We start from the raw sequence: 17,609 nt of genomic DNA, 5'->3' as shown, positions 1-17,609 counted from the left end.
CGCTTACGTTCCAGCAACGCAATTAGGGTATGATTCGATTTCAGCTCTTATATAACTCACAAAGACGACCGTATGCCTTCACTATCATTTTCATTCATCCCCGTTGGGGTTCGCTTTATGTTGCTCTCAGCATTAGGTTTTGCACTGATGTCAGCGTGTGTAAAGTACGTGAGTAACTACGGTATTCCGGTGTTTGAGATTGTCGCGGCTAGGGCTCTGGTCTCACTGATCATTAGCTACGTCGATGTGAAGCGAAAAGGGATTTCAGTTTGGGGTAACAACAAGCCGCTGCTATTTGTCCGAGGCGCAGTAGGTACTGCGGCTTTAATGTGTGTTTACTACGCCGTCACCACCTTACCACTGGCAGAAGCAACCATTCTTCAATACGTTCATCCCGTATTTACTGCTCTACTCGGTGTTTTATTTCTCAAAGAGCGCATACAGACATCGACTATGATCTGCATTGCCTTCTGCCTTGCTGGTCTTTTTGTCATGGTTCAACCCAATATGAGCAGCGACATCACCAACGACCTGCCGCTATTTAGCATCATGATTGCTCTGATTGGCGCATTTGGTAGTTCTATCGCCTATGTGATTGTACGCAGGCTGAGCCAGACCGAAGACAGCTCAGTGATTATTTTCTACTTTCCCTTGGTTGCGCTACCGGTATCACTGGCACTGATCTGGAACGACTTTGTGTGGCCAAGTCTTTTCATCACTGTGATGCTAGTACTTGTCGGCGTGTTTACTCAGATTGGTCAATACGGCCTAACCAAAGCGATGCAGACTCAAGCGGCAGGCAAAGCGTCAGCATACTCTTATGTGCAAATCGTATTCTCAGCGCTATTGGGCGTATGGATATTCAATGAAGTACCATCAATTTGGACTTATCTTGGCGGTGGTCTGATTGTGACGGGCGCACTTATCAATGTGTTTGGAAAGCAGCTGCTCAAGCCGTTTAAAAAAAGTGCATAAGCAGTTAGGTCTTATCCTCTTTATGTATAAAGTCGCCCCTGTGGCGGCTTTTTCTTTATCATTCCTTCTTAATTTAATTACATTTCAACTGGATAGGGTGCTATTTGTCGGTCTATAAATAAAGAAGGCACCGTCATTTCAGCCAAATCAAGTGAACCACTATTCAAATAAGTTTGTGGATTAGCTCAAACACGGTGTTCGCAATAAACATGTAACATGAAATCATTATTGTTTTTCTTTCCACGCTAATAAACCGTAGCGAGACACCCGTGACTTTTAAACACAATTACGACTTCGATCCGACCTATGGATACGACCTAGACCAACTCTTACAAGTTGAAGCGAGTATTACGCCAGCGGACTTCGCCTACTTTTGGCAACAGAAGTATGAGCGAGCACTGCAGGTGACGCCCTATGTTAGCTTGCAAGACACTGGACGTATTGTGAATCACTGGCGTGTTTTTGACTGCTACTACAACTCAACGGATGGCATTCGCATCGGTGGCTGGTTGTTGTTGCCCGAGAAAGAAGAGATCAACTGCGCGGTGGTTTGGGCACATGGCTATGGCGGACTTGATGAGCCTGACACCAGCTGGCGATTAAAGCATACCGCGATTTTGGTCCCTTGCGTTCGTGGCATTAGTCGCAGCCCACACCCTCCGATCTCAGACGATCCCTATTGGCACGTTCTTCATAATGTTCAAGACCGAGAGCACTACATTTTAGGCGGATGTGTTCAAGACTTGTGGTGTGGTATCTCTGCGCTGTTAACGCTTTACCCAAACCTGAAATACAAGGTAGGTATGATCGGCAACAGCCTAGGTGGCGGACTTGCCATCTTCGCCACTGCTTTTGATAAGCGCATCAAACGCTGTCACTTTCATGTGCCAACCTTTGGTAATGTATCGCTGCGCTTAACTATGCCTACGATTGGCAGCACACAGGCATTGATTGATTTTGGGAATCAAGCCCTGCTCGCCCGCAACCTGCCCTATTTCGATACCTCATGTGCCGCAAAATTTATTACTCAACCCTCACATTGGGGGCTCGCTATGTTTGACCCTTATGTTGCACCTCCCGGGCAATTCAGTGCCTATAACGCCTGCAAAGGGAATAAAGAGCTGTTTGTATTAGAGGCTGGTCACTTTATCTATCGAGGGGAAGGCAAGCAACGACGCGAGCTGCGTAAAAGCGTAGAGGCTTTCTTTAAAACGCTGGGGGATTGCGATGAATCGTGAGTACCATAAGTGGTGGAGCCCCAACTTAAATCGTAATATGGAGTTGCTTGTATTTGGGCATGCTGGGGCAAAGGTATTGGTGTTTCCGACACGTACTGGCCGCTTCTATGAATATGAAAACCTCGGGTTAGTCGACTCCATTGCCGATAAGATTAATGCTGGGCAATTGCAGCTCTACTGCGTCGATAGTATCGATACCGAAAGCATGTATTGTTTTTGGGCGCATCCTTTTGGCCGAATGCATCGCCATTGCCAGTATGAAGAGTATATTCTCAGAGAAGTCATGCCATTAATGGCAAATAAGAACAGCCACCCTTGTACTATCTCTCATGGGTGTTCATTAGGAGCCTATCACGCTGCCACTTTATTCTTCCGCCATCCCCACTTGTTCCAAAAACTGGTCGCATTCTCAGGCCGTTATGACCTCACTTGGAGCACTGAATCATTCAAAGATCTGTTCGATGGTCAATACAATGATGAAATCTACTACCATACTCCAACCCACTTTCTTCCAGGCTTGCCGCCCTCAGATCAACTAACGCAGATCAAAAATAGCGATATCGTGTTTGCGATTGGTAAAGAGGATCCGTTCTTAGAGAACAACCATCAATTGAGCCAAATATTAAATCGGAAAGGGATCCGTCACCGGATGTACGAATGGGATGGTCGAGCGCACCGTGGCCGCTTTTGGCGCCAAATGATCCCGCTCTATCTTTGAATCTAAAAAGCGAGATCAAAACAACTTTAAGCAACGTTAATCGAACAATTCAATGACTAACTTATTGTCTTTAATCACTAAGTTTGGCTCTGCCGACTTCAAAAGTGCCTCTTGCACCTTCGCGCCATCAAGCTTATAAACTGGCTGTTGTGATAACGCTAGACCGATCATCGACACGGCTGGTTGCAGTAAATTAGCAATGTTGTCAGGTAACTGCTTTCCACTTTCATTGAAGTTTTCTAAACGCAGAGATTTTAAATACACCTCTCCGCTCTCTTTGTCATACTCTGGAATCGCACTGAATTCGATGTCGAGATCCATCCCAATATTTTGCATATTAAAGACTTGAACCTGCGCGTTGGTGTTGGCAAAAACCGACACACGATCGGCATCTGCTCGGCCAATTTTTACCTGCAGATCTTCGACGGCGACTTGCGCATACATCATGTTTTCAACACCGACCGATTGGTTAAGCTCAACCGAATCTTGCAAATAGTCAGTCATGTCTTTCTCTGTGATGCTGTAACTGGCACAGCCTGCCAAGGCCAATATGGCGATCATCGGCAAAGAAAATTGCATTGCTCTTTTTATCATGGATACCCACTCTGGATGATGGTTTAAAGGGGGAGTTTACCTAGAACCCGCAAAACAGCAATGCTAGGCTTACCTCGCCTAAGTATAGTATTTCCGTGATGACCGTCTTATCAATCAGTCCTTAGGCTCACAAGGATGATCAAACAGATGCGGCATTGCGTATGTCTAACAAGGAAGTAAATTGGAAAAGCCACGGAGAAGTGATGCCACAATTGACGATTTTTTACGACGGGACCTGCCCCTTGTGCTCAAAAGAGATGGCAGCCTTAACCAAGCAAGATACCGACAACCACATCAAAACCGTCGATATCTACAGTGAAGAGTTTGCTGACTATCCAAATATTGATGCCAATGCCGCCAACACGGTTCTGCATGCTTTGGACTCACAGGGGCAACTCATTCTGGGTTTAGATGTCACTCATAAAGCGTGGGATTTGGTTGGCAAAGGCTGGCTATACGCACCACTTCGTTGGCCAATCATCAAACCATTAGCAGACTGGTGTTACCTGCGTTTTGCTAACAACCGCTACAAAATCTCTTACTGGTTAACTGGCGTTGCTCGTTGTGACAGTAATGGTTGTGACATCGGTAATAAGAGCAACAGTAAAGGCTAGCGGTGGCAGCAAAAAGCCACCGCTCTTAACCTAAGCTGACAACTTGATGTGCCCTGCCGCTTTGATCTTTACGTGTACGCGATTCCCTTGTAGATAGCTGAGTGGGATTTCGCTGCGCTCTATTACGGTCACATTGTCAGAACAAGCACCCGCTTCAATCGCCATTTGTTTGGCTTGCTCTTCTAGTTCAAGCATCACTTGCTCTCGATCATTCGGGTCGATAGAGACGATCTTATCGAACTGCCCAGAGATCTCACCGAGGGCTACACCGATAGCGTTAGCCACCTCAAAATGCTCAGGGCGCACCACTTCGCTGACCCCTTCAAAATGGTCGGGAAACAGGGCGCTGCCTCCACCCACCATGATCACAGGAACACTGGCTGCTGAGGTTTTCATCTTATCGATCCCCTCCTCCACATCGCGAACCATCTGCTGATATACGCGCTCGGCTTCTGCTTTATCGATACCAATATTGGATTGAAGATTATGCTCAGCCTGCCAAGTCATTTGTTCCGTTTTCAACGCGATATCGGTAAGGGTAAGCTGATCGCCACCGAAACTGCGTGCGCTGTGTGTCAATGTGTGACCTACACTCTCAGGGCCAAGCAGAATGTCCTCACCCTCAAATCGAACCATGGTGCCGCCACCAATCGCCAGCGCAAGAATATCAGGCATACGGAAGTTGGTTCTCACCTCACCGATCTCTACCGCAAGGCTCGATTCTCGTGGATAACCGTGGGTCAAGACACCGATATCAGAGGTGGTTCCGCCAACATCAACCACAATCGCATCTTGTAATTTGGTTAAATGGCTCGCCCCGCGAATAGAGTTGGTTGGGCCACAAGCAACGGTGAGAATTGGGTATTTAAGTGCAAATTTTTGCGACATTAAAGTCCCATCGTTCTGTCCAAAATAGGGCGTGGTTTGAATATTGTGTTTAACCAGTGCATTGCAAAAACCATCAACAAAGCGTTTGGCTGTGCCTTGCAGAGCCGCATTTAAGATCGTCGCATTCTCGCGCTCTAATAAACCTAAACTGCCCACTTTATGCGAAAGCGAGATATTCACGTCTGGCAACTCTTGCTCGACCCACTCCGCGACTTGGCGTTCTTGAGCACCATTTACTGGAGAAAATACGCCGCATATCGCTATCGACTCAACTTGTCCCTTCATCTGACGGCAGATATGGCGGATTTCTTGCTCTTGGATATCAGCGATCAACTGGCCGTCATATTCATACCCACCGTGGGCTTGATAGAAATGTTCACCCAACAAGTTTTGCCATGCTTGGCTCCAGCCACACAGAGGAGGCACGCTATCACCACTTGGCAGTGACAAGCGAATCATACCGACTCGATCCAAGCCTTTGCGCTCAACAATCGCGTTGGTGCACTGCGTGGTTCCTAGCATCGCGTGCTGAACTTGATGTCCCTCTACTCCAGCCTGTGAGAGCAGAGCCGTAATGGCGTTATCGATCCCGCTAGAGATGTCATGCGTGGTAGCGGTTTTGATCTTCGCGATCACATTGAGGTTTGCATCCAGTAGTACACCATCGGTGTTGGTACCGCCAACGTCGATCCCGAGACGACAGTAATCAATCTGATTATTGCTCATACGACTTCCCCTTTAGTACCGCTTTTAATTGTTCAATTGGCTGATAATCTACGCTGTATCCGAAATACCCTGGACCTGCGACCTGTATACCCTTTTCAGAGCGCCACTTCGGGTCACAAGGGTAAGCAATAAGGTCGATTCGTTGCCCATAGCGCAGTTGCTCTGTGGTGATAGGTTTGCCGGTTTCATGATCCAGAATCGAAATCAGATCGGGTGTCGATGCCAGTAAATTCTCTTGGGACATATCTGCTCGGCTACGCCCTTTATGTGCCAGCAATAGCTCGTTCTGAAACTGTACGAAAACACTGTCGACGCCGGTATCTTCAAACTGAGCGAGCCTCTCAATCACCACGCCACCAGTCGCAAAGCCGCCATCCGTTTCACGTTGAATATCCACAATTTTCCCGCTTATCAGAGTGTGTCCACCGACAATATCAAGCACGGCTTGAGTGCCACTCTGATTGTTGTCGTTCGCCTCGCGAATCGCGGCACCGATATTCATTGCTTGAGTTAAGGTTGCTGGAAGCGCACTGCGTTTTAGATTGTGCCCACGCATTGGATAATCACACATCGCTGCAGATCCTCCCATCTGCTCAGTGATCGGGCGAGCAAACTTTTCTGACCAAAGCCCATCAACCGGATATAGGGTCACAACGTTGCCGCGCTCATCGGCTAAGGTGTTGGGTGCTGAAGGCAGGTCATCCAAGAAGAACGTCACCATTTGCGCCTCTGGAAACGCGCGTCCCATGGCGTCACAGTCAACCACTGGGATATTTTTTTGCGCCGCGACCATGATTGGAATCAGCGAATTAAAACCACCAACTTCAATCGGAAACGTCGCTGAAATGTTGGTTTCCAGTGCCTTCTCCATCGCTTCAAACGCTACCAGCATTTGATCTTTTGAATTCAGTTTTTCAACCGCGACCGTTGGCGCACCTATCATTGAAGATGGCACGGTCATCCAACCATCTTCCACCTCGTCTAAGGCAATAATATGGACGGGTTGCTTTGCCGTCGCGATGGCGTGTTTTGCCATAAGCGCGCCGCTGTAGGGGTCACCACCGCCACCAGTTCCTAATACCGTGGCACCCAACGCAATATCATCAATCATCTGTTCAGTAATAATCACAACGACTCTTCCTTATCACTCGCAGAACGGCTCTTGTCCGAAACAGCACTGAGCTTCACTAACACAAAATAGAGAGCACCTGCCGCTAGAATGCCATCTAGGGCTGAGATACTGGTAAGCGAGAACAACTCGAAAAACTCTGGCGCGGTACAGGCACTAAAGGCGGTACCAAATGCCCATGAAACAAGGCCCTTAAACATCCAATTGGGCACTTGTTGAATGCGCTCAAAGTTCATTTTGCTCGCATCAATCAGGTAGTATTGAACAATATAGACACCGGCTGCAGGCGCAATGGTCACGCTCAATAGCATCAAGAAATCGGTAAACTTATTCACCATGCCAAGCTGCGCGATACCAATCCCAACAATGGTCATCAGCACCACTAACACTGGGCGTGGAATATTTGGCAGTACCATCGACATACACAAGCCACCCGAAGTGAGGTTACTGCTGTTGGTCGTCCATTGGGCAAACACCAACACAATGATGGCAGCCATACCAAGACCTAAGCTGAAGAACACTTCAACAAGGTCATCTGTGCCGGTCATTTTGGTAAGAATAAGCGCGATAAGGATGATGGCACTGTTGCCGACTAAAAAGCCGATGCCCGCACCTAGAATGGCGTCTTTACGAGTTTTAGCATAACGAGCAATGTCAGGAGCAGCCACGGCTGCCAGAATCCAGATAGACATAACAAACGAGATCGCCTGACCCAAGGTGAGAGGGTCCGTAATACTTGGCGCAGCACCGCCTTGATAATCGGCCGCCATAAACAGGCCAACGGTAATCAGAGTGACCATAAGCGGCACCGAATAGGTACTGAGTTTGCCGAGTGCACGCACGCCATAAATTGCCGTCATCATCATGAGGACACTGCCAGCAATCAGCGCGGTCAGGTGAGACACCATGATGTCGTATTTCATGAGCGCATCGACCATGATGTAGGCGAAAAAATCGGCCTGAAAAGCAAACCAACCGACCAGAGAAACACCGTTGATAAGACCTAAAATCTTACCGCCATTGCGGCCAAATACCGCGCTACTGACCAGCGGAGTAGATACCCCAGCTTGAAAGCCGATGTTGGCACAAAGCATGGCGATAACAGCGAGCAGCCCTGAGCCGACAAAAGTGGCAATAAGCGCGTCTTCAAAACCAATCCCGCTACTTAGAATGGAACCTAGGAACAAGCCTGAGATATCAATACCAATCGCTAACCAGATCAGGCTAATCACCCACCAAGAGCGTTTGGCTTTCTCCGGTACAGGCTCTAATTCGAAGTCATCAATCTTCTTGTGGCTCTGCTCAGTCGCTTGCTCTTTCATATAAGCTTGTGTTGCCATAACGCCATCCATGCATTGTTATTCCATAAGTGTGAATAAAGCATACTGATGTATTTATGGTTAATAAATGAATATAATTAAATACAAACATAACAAAAAACAAATGTGAATGAGAAGATGAACCCAAACAATAGGTTAGATAAAAGAGACATCCGAAGATTGGAGTTATTTTGTGAGATCGTCGAGCAAGGTGGTATCAATCAGGCAGTCGCCAGTACAGGGATCAGCCAACCTGTGCTCAGTAATCAACTTATTGCGTTGGAAAAAAGCTTAGAATTAACATTATGCCAACGTGGTCGAAAAGGATTTCAGCTTACCCATGAGGGTGAGCAAGTCTATAAATATGCAAATCAACTCAAATCAACACTGACAGACTTTGCCTATAAGCTTCGCGGCGTACAAACCGAGCTATCAGGGCATGTTCGCATTGGGTGTCTCGATAATACAGTTACCCTGCCCAACAACCCTCTGCCTAAAGCCATCGAGTCATTTTATCAATTGAGTGATAGTGTGGAAGTGAGCGTCGATGTCGGCGACTTTACTCAACTCAATGAGAAATTGGCTAAGAACCATATTGATATGATGATCGTGGTGTTGGGGTCACATCAAAAGTCAGCCTTTCAACATAAATACCCACTGTTTGATGAAGACAGCTACCTCTACGCAAGACGCGACTTAGCAGAACAGATCATGGACAGGGATTTCTCACTAGATGGCTGTCGAATCAATATGGGCGGCTATGCCAAAGACGATATGCTGCGACTGTTGAACATCGAGCAGTATGACTCGGTGAAACCGTTCGACGGTTGGCATGTCGAATCAGGTGTGATTTTGACCTTGGCAGGCACACACCTGAGCTTTTTGCCATCACACCTAATCGACAGAGGGCACTACGACCAAGCACTGATCGCCCTTCAGCCCGATAAATGGCACCTCAAGAGTCAGTTTTATCTTGTGATGAAGCAACCCATAGATTCACTCTCTCCTGCTGCCCGTGCGTTCTTTGATGAAATCACCCAGCAGCAGGCGTAAATCAGCTCGCCTTTTGCGAGCTCCACTTAGCAATCATGTTGAGTAGGTCGGCTCTTTGCACCGGCTTAGTCAGATAGTCATCCATACCAAACTCCGCGCCCTTCTCTTGGTCTTCAAGCAGGGCGTGCGCTGAGAAAGCAATGATCGGGCACCATGACGCCAACCCTTGATCCTGAAACTCTCGAATCTCCTTAGTCACGCTGTAACCATCCTTATTTGGCATCGAGATATCGGTAATTACTAAGTCTGGTTTGAGTTGCTGATAGACATCCACTGCAATCACACCATCTTCAGCCATGGTTAGCTCTACACCTGTGCCATCTAACATTTTTTCAATCAGCACTCGGTTAATACTGCTGTCTTCGGCAACCAATAGATTCACGCCTGTCAGGTCAACTTGATCCTCTGTTTCAAGCGGTACGTTAGTGCTGACGAGGTTTTTAAACAGACTCTGCACCTTGTGATGCGTTATTGGCTGATGCAGGACCTCGCAGCGCTCGTTAATGCAATGACTGGAATCTTCAGCCGATAGCGGCTCGAGCAGAGACACAGATTCACAATCAAGCACCTCTTTCGCAAGATGAAGCGCCTGTTTTATCTCCCCCTCCTGTTGCACATTGACCAGCATACGATCAAACCTTGGTTCAGTCGCCCATTGGGTGGGGACTTGATCAAGGTGTTGATAATGTGTCACCTGCAATTCCAACTCCGAGGCCAAGGTATTAAACAGCTCGACTCGTGGCTGGTAGTCATCAATATAAAGCACAGAGCAGTCTTTGAGTTTGGCGCTCGTTTTATCCGCTTCGCTTTGCGTTTCTAGCTTCAAACAGAAACTAAAGCATGAGCCTTTACCCAAACTTGAATGCACCTTGAGTTCACCATCGTACATCTGAATCAAACGCTTGGAGATCGCAAGCCCAAGCCCAGTGCCTTCGTACTTACGCGTCACTGAGTTATCGACCTGCTCGAACTTCTCCATGATGTAAGGTAGACGATCCTCGGGGATGCCAATACCCGTATCAATAACGTCAAACTGATAGAAACTGAACCCCTCCTTTTCGACTTCACTGACTTTAAGCAGCACGTGTCCCGTCTCTGTAAATTTAATCGCGTTGCCAATTAGGTTCAGTAAGATCTGATTGACCCTGCCTTTGTCCGCTTTGACCGTGCTGTTGAGTGACAAGGGCATGTCGACCAGTAACTTCAGCTGCTTCTTGTCAGCTTGATAAGCACACAGAGAGGTACAGGTTTCGACCAACTCTCTTAGGTCGAACACCTGATTGGTAAGGTTAAGTTTGCCTGCCTCAACCTTGCTGTAATCGAGGATATCGTTGATGACGGTAACTAAGTTATTGGCTGATTTATTGAGTAGTTGCAGCAACCCTTTTTGTTCTGCGCGTTGCTCACTCTCCACCAGCAACTCACTGATCCCCATGATTGCGTTCATTGGAGTACGGATCTCATGACTCATGTTGGCCAAAAACTCAGACTTGGCTTTAGCAGCCTTGTTGGAACGCTCCAACGCCAGTGACAGCTTCTCTTCAATTTCACGCCTGTCTGAAATATCACGTTCGACGGCGATATAGCGCTGCAGCTCACCTTGCTCGTCCAGTACAGGAGACAAATCAAGCTCAACCCAATACGCTTCTCTCGATTTGGTGTAATTAAGTATCTCAACACGGATAGGCTCGCGTTGTTTAATGCTATTGGAAAGCTGTTCAACTGTATCAGGACTGGTGTGCTCCCCTTGAAGAAGTTCGCCCGGAGACTTGCCTACTGCTTCTTGCATTGCATAGCCGGTCAGCTTCTCAAAGGCCGGATTGACCCAAGAGATCTTACCGTCAGGGTTGGTGATTATGATGACATCACGGGCGTGCTCCGCCACTTGCGCTAATTCGGAGACCTTTTGAGAAAGAACCCTTTGTTTCTCTGCCTCTTGCTCAAGTTCTTGCTGGGCAACATTCAATGAATGCGACATTTTATTGAACGCCCGGCACACATCCGTCACTTCATCATTGCCCTTGATATCGATACTCGCGCCGGGACCATGCTGCTCGACCTTAACCACAGCCTTTCTCAAAATATCTAAGCGATTCATTAAGTAAGTACCGAGAGCAAATGAAAACAGTGCCACTAATGTGATTTCGACAATCGCGATGACAAAGCTCGCCTGTGTGGCAAGGCTAAGAATTTCATGGATGCCGTCGACTCGGACACCCATTTCAACATAACCGTAGGGCTGACCATCCAACGTGATTACGCTGCTGACGTCATAAACACCATCACTGACCTCAAAAGGACGAGCTTGTGTATTGACGCCCTCATAATCACCTTGCAGTGTCAGCTCTAGTTTGTCTTGATTCAATATCCGGATATAAGCCAAGTTATGCTCACTCACGACCGACTGAGCAAAACTATCTAGATAGGCCAAATCGGTGGCGATCACCGCATCACGAGACGCTTTAGCAAACACACTCACTAGCTGTTGGCTACCAAGCTCGAGACTCTTTTCATTCGAGCTCTTTAACCAATTCAAGCCACTGAATATCAAGATCCCTAGTGCTAACGCCTCAATCAGCGCGATACCAATGATCGTCTTGGTTCGAAGCTTCATAGAGATATACCAAGATCAACAACATCATTCCAATCGCTGTCTTGTGCTGGCTCAAGCCCTTTGATCTTCAACATCTGGTAACTCTGCTTCGCCTTAGAATCATCATCCAATGCCAACAGGGCTTGTTGCAGGGCGTCGAGTACATCAGAAGAAACGCTGTTTGATACCGCAATCGCATGAGGGGTGTAACCTGCTGTTTGGTAGATAACCTCTAGCTTGTCTTTGGTTTCACTTGGGAGGCTGTTAAAGGTACGAGAAACCCCACCGCCTGCTGGGTAAAGCCCTCTGGCGACGCTTAGGTAGACAGAATCATGAGAACCAACATACTTAGGTTCAATGATGACGCCTTGGTTGGTCAACTCTGATTGGTTAATAATGGTCGCGGCAAAGGCTCTTGGTGCAGGAAAGGCCATCTGCTTATCATTGAAGTCTTGCAGCTGACCATCCCAACCCTTTTTCGCCACAATGATGCCCGTGATCTTTTTGTCTTTGGCCTTAGCAATTGCAGTGTAGCCCGGGGTTTTATTGACCAAGGTGAAATGGTACGGATTCATATAGGCGATGTCGTAATCACCATTGGTGAGCCTCTGCTCAAAGGTTGGAATATCCCTCGCGGTTGCAAATCGTATTGATACGCCAGCTTGCTCTCCCCACGCCTCAATGAGTGGCTGCCACTGTTTCGCCAGCTTAGCCGCCGATTGCTGCGGCACCACACCAAATACCAACTCGGTCTTTTCTGATGCATGAATTGGGCTTACCAAAAGCCCAAGCGACAAAACCATTATCGAACCTAGCTTTCCTAAGAAAAGTCTCATAGTCATCAAAGCTGCCCCCTATCCTTGTATTCGAACTTAAAACTCGTCATCCATAGAATTAAGGATAGAAAACTATATGCATTTGAACAGGATTTTTAACTCAAAAAAATCAGCATCTTGGCTTTCGTATTGTCGCGCAAGTCGTTCCCTTTCTGCTCCGTGCGGCACGTACAAAAATACCGCAATCGCTGCGGTATTTAAGGTAATGACACTCAGTTAAGTCAATCTACTCAATATGAGTGATGAATTGATACTTGTCTGAATCGGCTTGGGTTAGCCAGTGCTGCCCATTAAACGGAGCCGAGTCGAGAGTGAACAGGTAAAAGTCGATGCCTTTATCCCCCATCACCGCATCAAAGTACGTCGCTTGCTTGCGATGGCTTTCATCTGTGTATGGGAAATCCTTCGCGGTCTTATCGGCAGAACCCCAACTGTGAACACCGATTTGCTCAAGCGTTTCAAAGTTATCAACCTTGTTCGCGCGCTGCAGTGTACGGGATTCACCCGCGGCGAATAGATCGGTGCCACCAGAGAACACGGAACCGTTAGGCGTCACCACGGTATGCATCTTGTTCTCATGGATAAGTAGGCCCGTATACATATTGATGTCGTCGTCCGCGCTTCCACCAATATGATTGTCAAACTTCACCCACATATCTTGGCCCGTGTATTTTTCTACGATGTCTTTGAGCTGCAAATACGTCGTTACGCCAAGCGTTGAGTTGTTGCGAGGGCTATCTGTTGGCTGAATTTCTCGATAGATATCGTCAAAGGCGAATGAGGTAACAATATTCACTTTTGCACCCGATTCAGACGCACTTAACACTGTCGAGCCGATAGAACCCATCGCCTCAAACCCGTCAGTGTAATATTCGATCTGTATCGAATCGCCAGAACCAGTAATGTCTGACTGGATCAGTGTCTGCTCTCCCGATGTCGTACGCTTATTAGAACCACAATCAAAAATGCTGAGTTGACCGCTTGGCGCATAAAGATAGCAGTAGGGTCTGTCGTTGTAGACAGCGACATCAAGGGTATTACCATGATCATCCACCATTTTGGTGATCAGCAAATCATCACCGAAAGCCTCAGCGTACATAATTCGATTGTAATACTTACCACCGTATGTGAGGTTCATGCCTTCAAAGTAGTCCTCTCGCTCTTCAACGATTTCTTTTAGGGCACTTTCAGTAAATTTATAGTTGGCCTCTGGCTTAGTGACCTTAGCTTGGTGAGTCCCATTTGAACTCGAGTTGCAGCCCGCAAGGATCAGTAAAGGAACCGAAAGTAATAGGGTTCGAGATAGTTTCATGATTGTTCTCCCAACATGTTTGATGGGGAGAATGCTAAAAGAACCCTCTGTAATTCGCTGTATCAATGATGTATGGAAATGTATTTGCATATCATTACAATACATCTCGATATTTTATAAGTGTTAACATCACGTTCGATATACTTATAAATCAAAGATAAGTCGATTCTAGCTTTCGCCACGCTGTATTAAGACAACGACACGAATACTGAAAAACAAACGGTCGCCCGATATGACACAACCACGCATGCTTATTGTTGAAGATGACTTAAAGCTTCAACAACTTTTAAAACAGTACTTTGTAACTCAGGGATTCGACGTTACAACCCTCGATGATGGCAGTGAAGCAGAGACGCTAATATGCGAGGCCCAGCCTGATATCGTTTTGTTGGATTTGATGCTGCCTGTCATCGACGGCCTTACAATCTGCCGACAGACACGTGCGCACTTCAACGGTAAGATTTTAATGCTGACCGCGAGTGATGATGATTTTGACCATGTGGCGGGGTTAGAAACTGGGGCCGACGACTATGTTACAAAGCCGATTAAACCTCGTGTTTTACTGGCGAGAGTCCGCAGCCTTCTACGTCGCCAAAGCGAAAGCCCAGCGGTTGAGAAAGACGAAGATGTGCTGCAGTTCGGTCAACTGATTCTAAATAACAAATACAAACGCTGCGAACTAGAACAAACCGCGATACCTCTGACTGACAGTGAATTCGACTTACTGTGGATACTGGCTAACAAACCCGATACCGCCCTTTCAAGAGACTTGCTGACACAGGAGCTCAGAGGGATTGAGTATGACGGGTTTGACCGCACTGTCGATAATAAAGTGGTTCGCCTTAGAAAACTGCTCGGCGACGACAGCTCCCCAGCAGACAAAATACAAACGCTGAGAGGCAAAGGTTACTTGTTTGTTTCCACCGCTTGGGATTAGTTCGCGCCACCCAATTCAATAGCGAGAGAACAATGAAACGCATCTATCTGGAATCCATTTTAGGCTTATTCGCCTGCTTTATGGCGGGCTTGGTTGCTTATGAGTTTTCAGTCTACCGATGGACAACGGATTATGAGTTCGTTCTAGAAGATTATGAAGCAAGCGCCTACCAGCAATTGGTTGAGAATATTGCGTTAAACCAAGGTGTGGCAGAGGCGGAAAAAGCCATTGCACAATTTGCTGAGACCACTCGCTATACACTCACCCGTTATTCAAATGCAGATCCAGCCCCCGTTGCCATCAGTGACTTTTTTAGTCGCTATCCAGAGACATCAACCCTATATGATGAAGAGCGCGATCTCTGGTTTCACTTCGCAGGCTCAGACGCAATTTATCGCTATGCTCCCGACGAAGAGACTCTAGTCCGTCAAAAGATTGAGCTAGAAGATGACTTACTGTGGCTGTTCTTTATTGCCAGTTTTGTTGTCTACACGCTGGGTCATTTACTTATCATTTTCCGCCGTGTCAAAAAGCTTGAGAAGGCGACCCTAAGCTTTGCCTCTGGTGATTTATCAACCCGTGTTACCACCTCCAGCGGCAGTGCCATTGGTACTTTGAATCAGTCATTCAATGTCATGGCAGATCGTATTGAACACCTGATTAGCACCAATCGTTCACTCACCAATGCCGTCGCTCATGAACTGCGCACACCTGTTTTTAGAATCCAGTGGCAAGCAGAACTGCTTAAAGATACAGAGCTGAGCGACGAGCAGCGCACGACAATTGAGAGCATCGTCGAAGATACCGAAGAGATGGAAAGCATGGTCGATGAACTGCTCTATTTCTCGAAACTCGACAATCAAAGAGTTGAGCCAGAGCTAGCAGAGTTAACCTTGAGTGACTACCTCAGTGTCACCCTGCCTCGCTGGCATCGAGAAACCTCACTCAACCTTGTGCTTCTGTCTGTCGATACGGCATTAAAGGAAGAGAAGATAAACGCCGACGAAAACCTTCTCAAAAGAGCACTGGATAATGTGATTCGCAATGCGTTCAAGTTTGCCGAGGCGCAAATATTCATTGAGCTATCAGAGGTGGAAAATACCTCTAGCAATGGAAAATACCTCGCGATTCATATTCATGATGACGGACCGGGCGTCGATGACGAACATGTCGCGCATCTGTTCGACCCTTTCTATGTCGGCAATAAAGCGCGTAACAAGGGCAAGAGCGGCCACGGTTTAGGGCTTTCTATTGTTCAGAAGGTGTGTGAGCAGCACGGTGGTTACGCCGCTGTTCGTCGCAGTAAGCTGCTGGGTGGTGCGCAATTTACACTGCACTTCCCAAAATGTAATTCTGACGCTGACAAACCCATACAGTAAGCACGCATCAAGTTTGGAATACTTTCTCCATCAAACGGCTTATCCCACATACCTCATAACGATAAGCCAACCCTTTACATTATTTGATTGGAGAGAACGATGAAAAAATTCATGCTTATCGCTGCACTATCTATGGTAGCAACTGGCTGTGCTCAACAAACATTTGTTATGGCTCCTGACGAAGCAGAAGTCACAACCGATGCGCCTCAACACTTTTTTATTAACGGTCTAGCGCAAGAGAAAGAAATTGATGCAGCGAAAGTCTGTGGCGGTATCGACAAAGTCGCGAAAGTAGAAGTTCAAGAGACGTTCGTAAACGGCCTGCTGCGCACCGTGACTTTTGGTATTTACACACCACGTGACGCACGCGTTTACTGCAAAGCGTAATCACTACTCACCGAAGTAGATTACGACTCCAAGGCTTTTGACATGCAAAAAAATCCCCAACCAGTGGCTAGACTGATTGGGGATTTTTGTATTCGTTTGACTATTTAAGAGGGTCGCCCTCTGGCAATGCACTGTGAATCCAAACGGCTAAGCGTTTCTTAATATCCTTCCCTTCTTGCTTATCAGCAGGGAGAGGCGTTATTTGCTTTGCATCGACTAAAAACAGGTAGATAGCCTTTGCTTTCACTGATTGTGACATGCTCGGGTCATTAAGTTTAAACCCCTGCATTTCTGCAAGCTTGGTCCCGACTTCCATCGCCTTTTTAAACAGTTTATCTTCGTTCTGTAGCTTAGTGGTTTTCGACATTCCGTCACCTTCGTTGTTACAAAGCAGTGACTTCAGTATATATCATTTATTAGTGTCGACTTTTTGCATACTTAGCACTTTCGAACAAAACAAATATTGGTTTTGAGGTGCAATACACACTCTTATCATTAGGCGACAAACGATACCAAGCTGACTTTGACGAGCGACTAACTATGCCTTTTTCACGTACTTGGCGGTTACCATCATCTCACCAGCGCCATCAAGCTTACAATCTAACTGATGGTCCTTGCCATCGTTCATACGCTTAATCACACCCTTTGTGCCGATCTTTAACACCAAAGAGCTGCCTTTTACTTTTAGGTCTTTCGCAAGCGTGATCTTATCCCCTTCCGCCAACAAGCTGCCATTCGCATCTTTAATATTGAGTTCGCTCTCTTTAGCAACCTCTTCAGGGTTCCACTCATAAGCACATTCAGGGCACACAAGGTGGCTTTGGTCTTGATAAACATATTCAGAGCTACAGCTCGGGCAAGGAGGGAAAGACATAGTAATTACTTCCAAATACAAATTTTTGCTACATGGT

Annotated in this window: 17 protein-coding genes; 8 read left to right on the top strand and 9 right to left on the bottom strand. The window is 46.9% G+C overall.

Going from position 1 to position 17,609, the window contains the following annotated elements:
• Positions 1 to 72 precede the first annotated feature (72 nt).
• The 3 genes from KI655_RS07405 to KI655_RS07395 all read left to right on the top strand — a co-directional run bounded on the left by KI655_RS07405 (position 73) and on the right by KI655_RS07395 (position 2,931).
• Entirely contained in the window at positions 73 to 975 is a 903-nt protein-coding gene (locus tag KI655_RS07405) for a DMT family transporter (RefSeq protein WP_285403193.1), read from the top strand.
• Between the two features lie 269 nt (positions 976 to 1,244).
• On the top strand, positions 1,245 to 2,213 hold the full coding sequence (locus KI655_RS07400; protein ID WP_285403192.1) for an acetylxylan esterase: 969 nt from the start codon (positions 1,245 to 1,247) through the stop codon (positions 2,211 to 2,213).
• Complete coding sequence (locus tag KI655_RS07395; protein WP_285403191.1) at positions 2,203 to 2,931, top strand: esterase family protein; 729 nt, start codon at positions 2,203 to 2,205, stop codon at positions 2,929 to 2,931. Before KI655_RS07400 ends, KI655_RS07395 begins: the two co-directional genes overlap by 11 nt.
• Positions 2,932 to 2,967: 36 nt before the next feature.
• Here KI655_RS07395 and KI655_RS07390 read toward each other — a convergent pair whose 3' ends face one another.
• Positions 2,968 to 3,510, bottom strand: coding sequence for a DUF1439 domain-containing protein (locus tag KI655_RS07390; RefSeq protein WP_285403190.1), 543 nt, complete (start codon positions 3,508 to 3,510; stop codon positions 2,968 to 2,970).
• Between the two features lie 218 nt (positions 3,511 to 3,728).
• Here KI655_RS07390 and KI655_RS07385 point away from each other — a divergent pair, with 218 nt between their 5' ends.
• Complete coding sequence (locus tag KI655_RS07385; protein ID WP_285403486.1) at positions 3,729 to 4,139, top strand: thiol-disulfide oxidoreductase DCC family protein; 411 nt, start codon at positions 3,729 to 3,731, stop codon at positions 4,137 to 4,139.
• A 30-nt stretch (positions 4,140 to 4,169) separates the two neighbouring features.
• On the opposite strand, the gene KI655_RS07380 is transcribed toward KI655_RS07385, so the two are convergent.
• From KI655_RS07380 to KI655_RS07370, 3 genes are read right to left on the bottom strand one after another with little or no spacing between them, the layout of a single operon-like run.
• The gene (locus KI655_RS07380; protein ID WP_285403189.1) at positions 4,170 to 5,753 is read right to left on the bottom strand and encodes a hydantoinase/oxoprolinase family protein; all 1,584 of its coding nucleotides are present in this window, start codon (positions 5,751 to 5,753) and stop codon (positions 4,170 to 4,172) included.
• On the bottom strand, positions 5,743 to 6,882 hold the full coding sequence (locus KI655_RS07375) for a DUF917 domain-containing protein (RefSeq protein ID WP_285403188.1): 1,140 nt from the start codon (positions 6,880 to 6,882) through the stop codon (positions 5,743 to 5,745). The genes KI655_RS07380 and KI655_RS07375 overlap by 11 nt, the downstream gene beginning before the upstream one ends.
• A complete protein-coding gene (locus KI655_RS07370) occupies positions 6,879 to 8,234 on the bottom strand; it encodes a cytosine permease (RefSeq protein ID WP_285403186.1) in 1,356 nt (451 codons plus the stop codon). Before KI655_RS07370 ends, KI655_RS07375 begins: the two co-directional genes overlap by 4 nt.
• Before the next feature lie 105 nt (positions 8,235 to 8,339).
• On the opposite strand from KI655_RS07370, the gene KI655_RS07365 reads away from it, so the two are divergent.
• A complete protein-coding gene (locus tag KI655_RS07365) occupies positions 8,340 to 9,254 on the top strand; it encodes a LysR family transcriptional regulator (RefSeq protein WP_306416353.1) in 915 nt (304 codons plus the stop codon).
• A 1-nt stretch (position 9,255) separates the two neighbouring features.
• Here KI655_RS07365 and KI655_RS07360 read toward each other — a convergent pair whose 3' ends face one another.
• The 3 genes from KI655_RS07360 to KI655_RS07350 form a co-directional block, all read right to left on the bottom strand.
• Positions 9,256 to 11,868 carry an ATP-binding protein gene (locus tag KI655_RS07360; RefSeq protein WP_285403182.1) on the bottom strand — a complete coding sequence of 871 codons (2,613 nt, stop codon included), beginning with the start codon at positions 11,866 to 11,868 and terminating at the stop codon, positions 9,256 to 9,258.
• Positions 11,865 to 12,689: a phosphate/phosphite/phosphonate ABC transporter substrate-binding protein gene (locus tag KI655_RS07355; RefSeq protein ID WP_373417295.1), complete on the bottom strand. Its 825-nt coding sequence runs from the start codon at positions 12,687 to 12,689 to the stop codon at positions 11,865 to 11,867. The genes KI655_RS07360 and KI655_RS07355 overlap by 4 nt, the downstream gene beginning before the upstream one ends.
• Positions 12,690 to 12,909: 220 nt before the next feature.
• Positions 12,910 to 13,995: an alpha/beta hydrolase gene (locus tag KI655_RS07350; RefSeq protein WP_285403180.1), complete on the bottom strand. Its 1,086-nt coding sequence runs from the start codon at positions 13,993 to 13,995 to the stop codon at positions 12,910 to 12,912.
• 232 nt (positions 13,996 to 14,227) lie between these two features.
• Between KI655_RS07350 and KI655_RS07345 the strand changes: the two genes are divergently transcribed.
• The 3 genes from KI655_RS07345 to KI655_RS07335 all read left to right on the top strand — a co-directional run bounded on the left by KI655_RS07345 (position 14,228) and on the right by KI655_RS07335 (position 16,698).
• Complete coding sequence (locus KI655_RS07345) at positions 14,228 to 14,932, top strand: response regulator transcription factor (RefSeq protein ID WP_285403179.1); 705 nt, start codon at positions 14,228 to 14,230, stop codon at positions 14,930 to 14,932.
• Positions 14,933 to 14,964: 32 nt separating this feature from the next.
• The gene (locus KI655_RS07340; protein ID WP_285403178.1) at positions 14,965 to 16,311 is read left to right on the top strand and encodes a cell wall metabolism sensor histidine kinase WalK; all 1,347 of its coding nucleotides are present in this window, start codon (positions 14,965 to 14,967) and stop codon (positions 16,309 to 16,311) included.
• Between the two features lie 99 nt (positions 16,312 to 16,410).
• Entirely contained in the window at positions 16,411 to 16,698 is a 288-nt protein-coding gene (locus tag KI655_RS07335) for a Bor family protein (RefSeq protein WP_285403176.1), read from the top strand.
• Between the two features lie 100 nt (positions 16,699 to 16,798).
• Here KI655_RS07335 and KI655_RS07330 read toward each other — a convergent pair whose 3' ends face one another.
• Positions 16,799 to 17,065, bottom strand: a complete 267-nt coding sequence (locus tag KI655_RS07330) for a DUF5062 family protein (RefSeq protein WP_032549558.1) — start codon at positions 17,063 to 17,065, stop codon at positions 16,799 to 16,801.
• A gap of 171 nt (positions 17,066 to 17,236) precedes the next feature.
• The gene (locus KI655_RS07325) at positions 17,237 to 17,572 is read right to left on the bottom strand and encodes a zinc ribbon domain-containing protein YjdM (RefSeq protein ID WP_285403173.1); all 336 of its coding nucleotides are present in this window, start codon (positions 17,570 to 17,572) and stop codon (positions 17,237 to 17,239) included.
• Between the last annotated feature and the right edge of the window lie 37 nt (positions 17,573 to 17,609).

Source organism: Vibrio sp. D404a (assembly GCF_030248535.1).
Classification (GTDB): domain Bacteria; phylum Pseudomonadota; class Gammaproteobacteria; order Enterobacterales; family Vibrionaceae; genus Vibrio.
The sequence above is the reverse complement of the archived record's forward strand: the minus strand, read 5'-3'. Positions and strand labels throughout refer to the sequence as shown.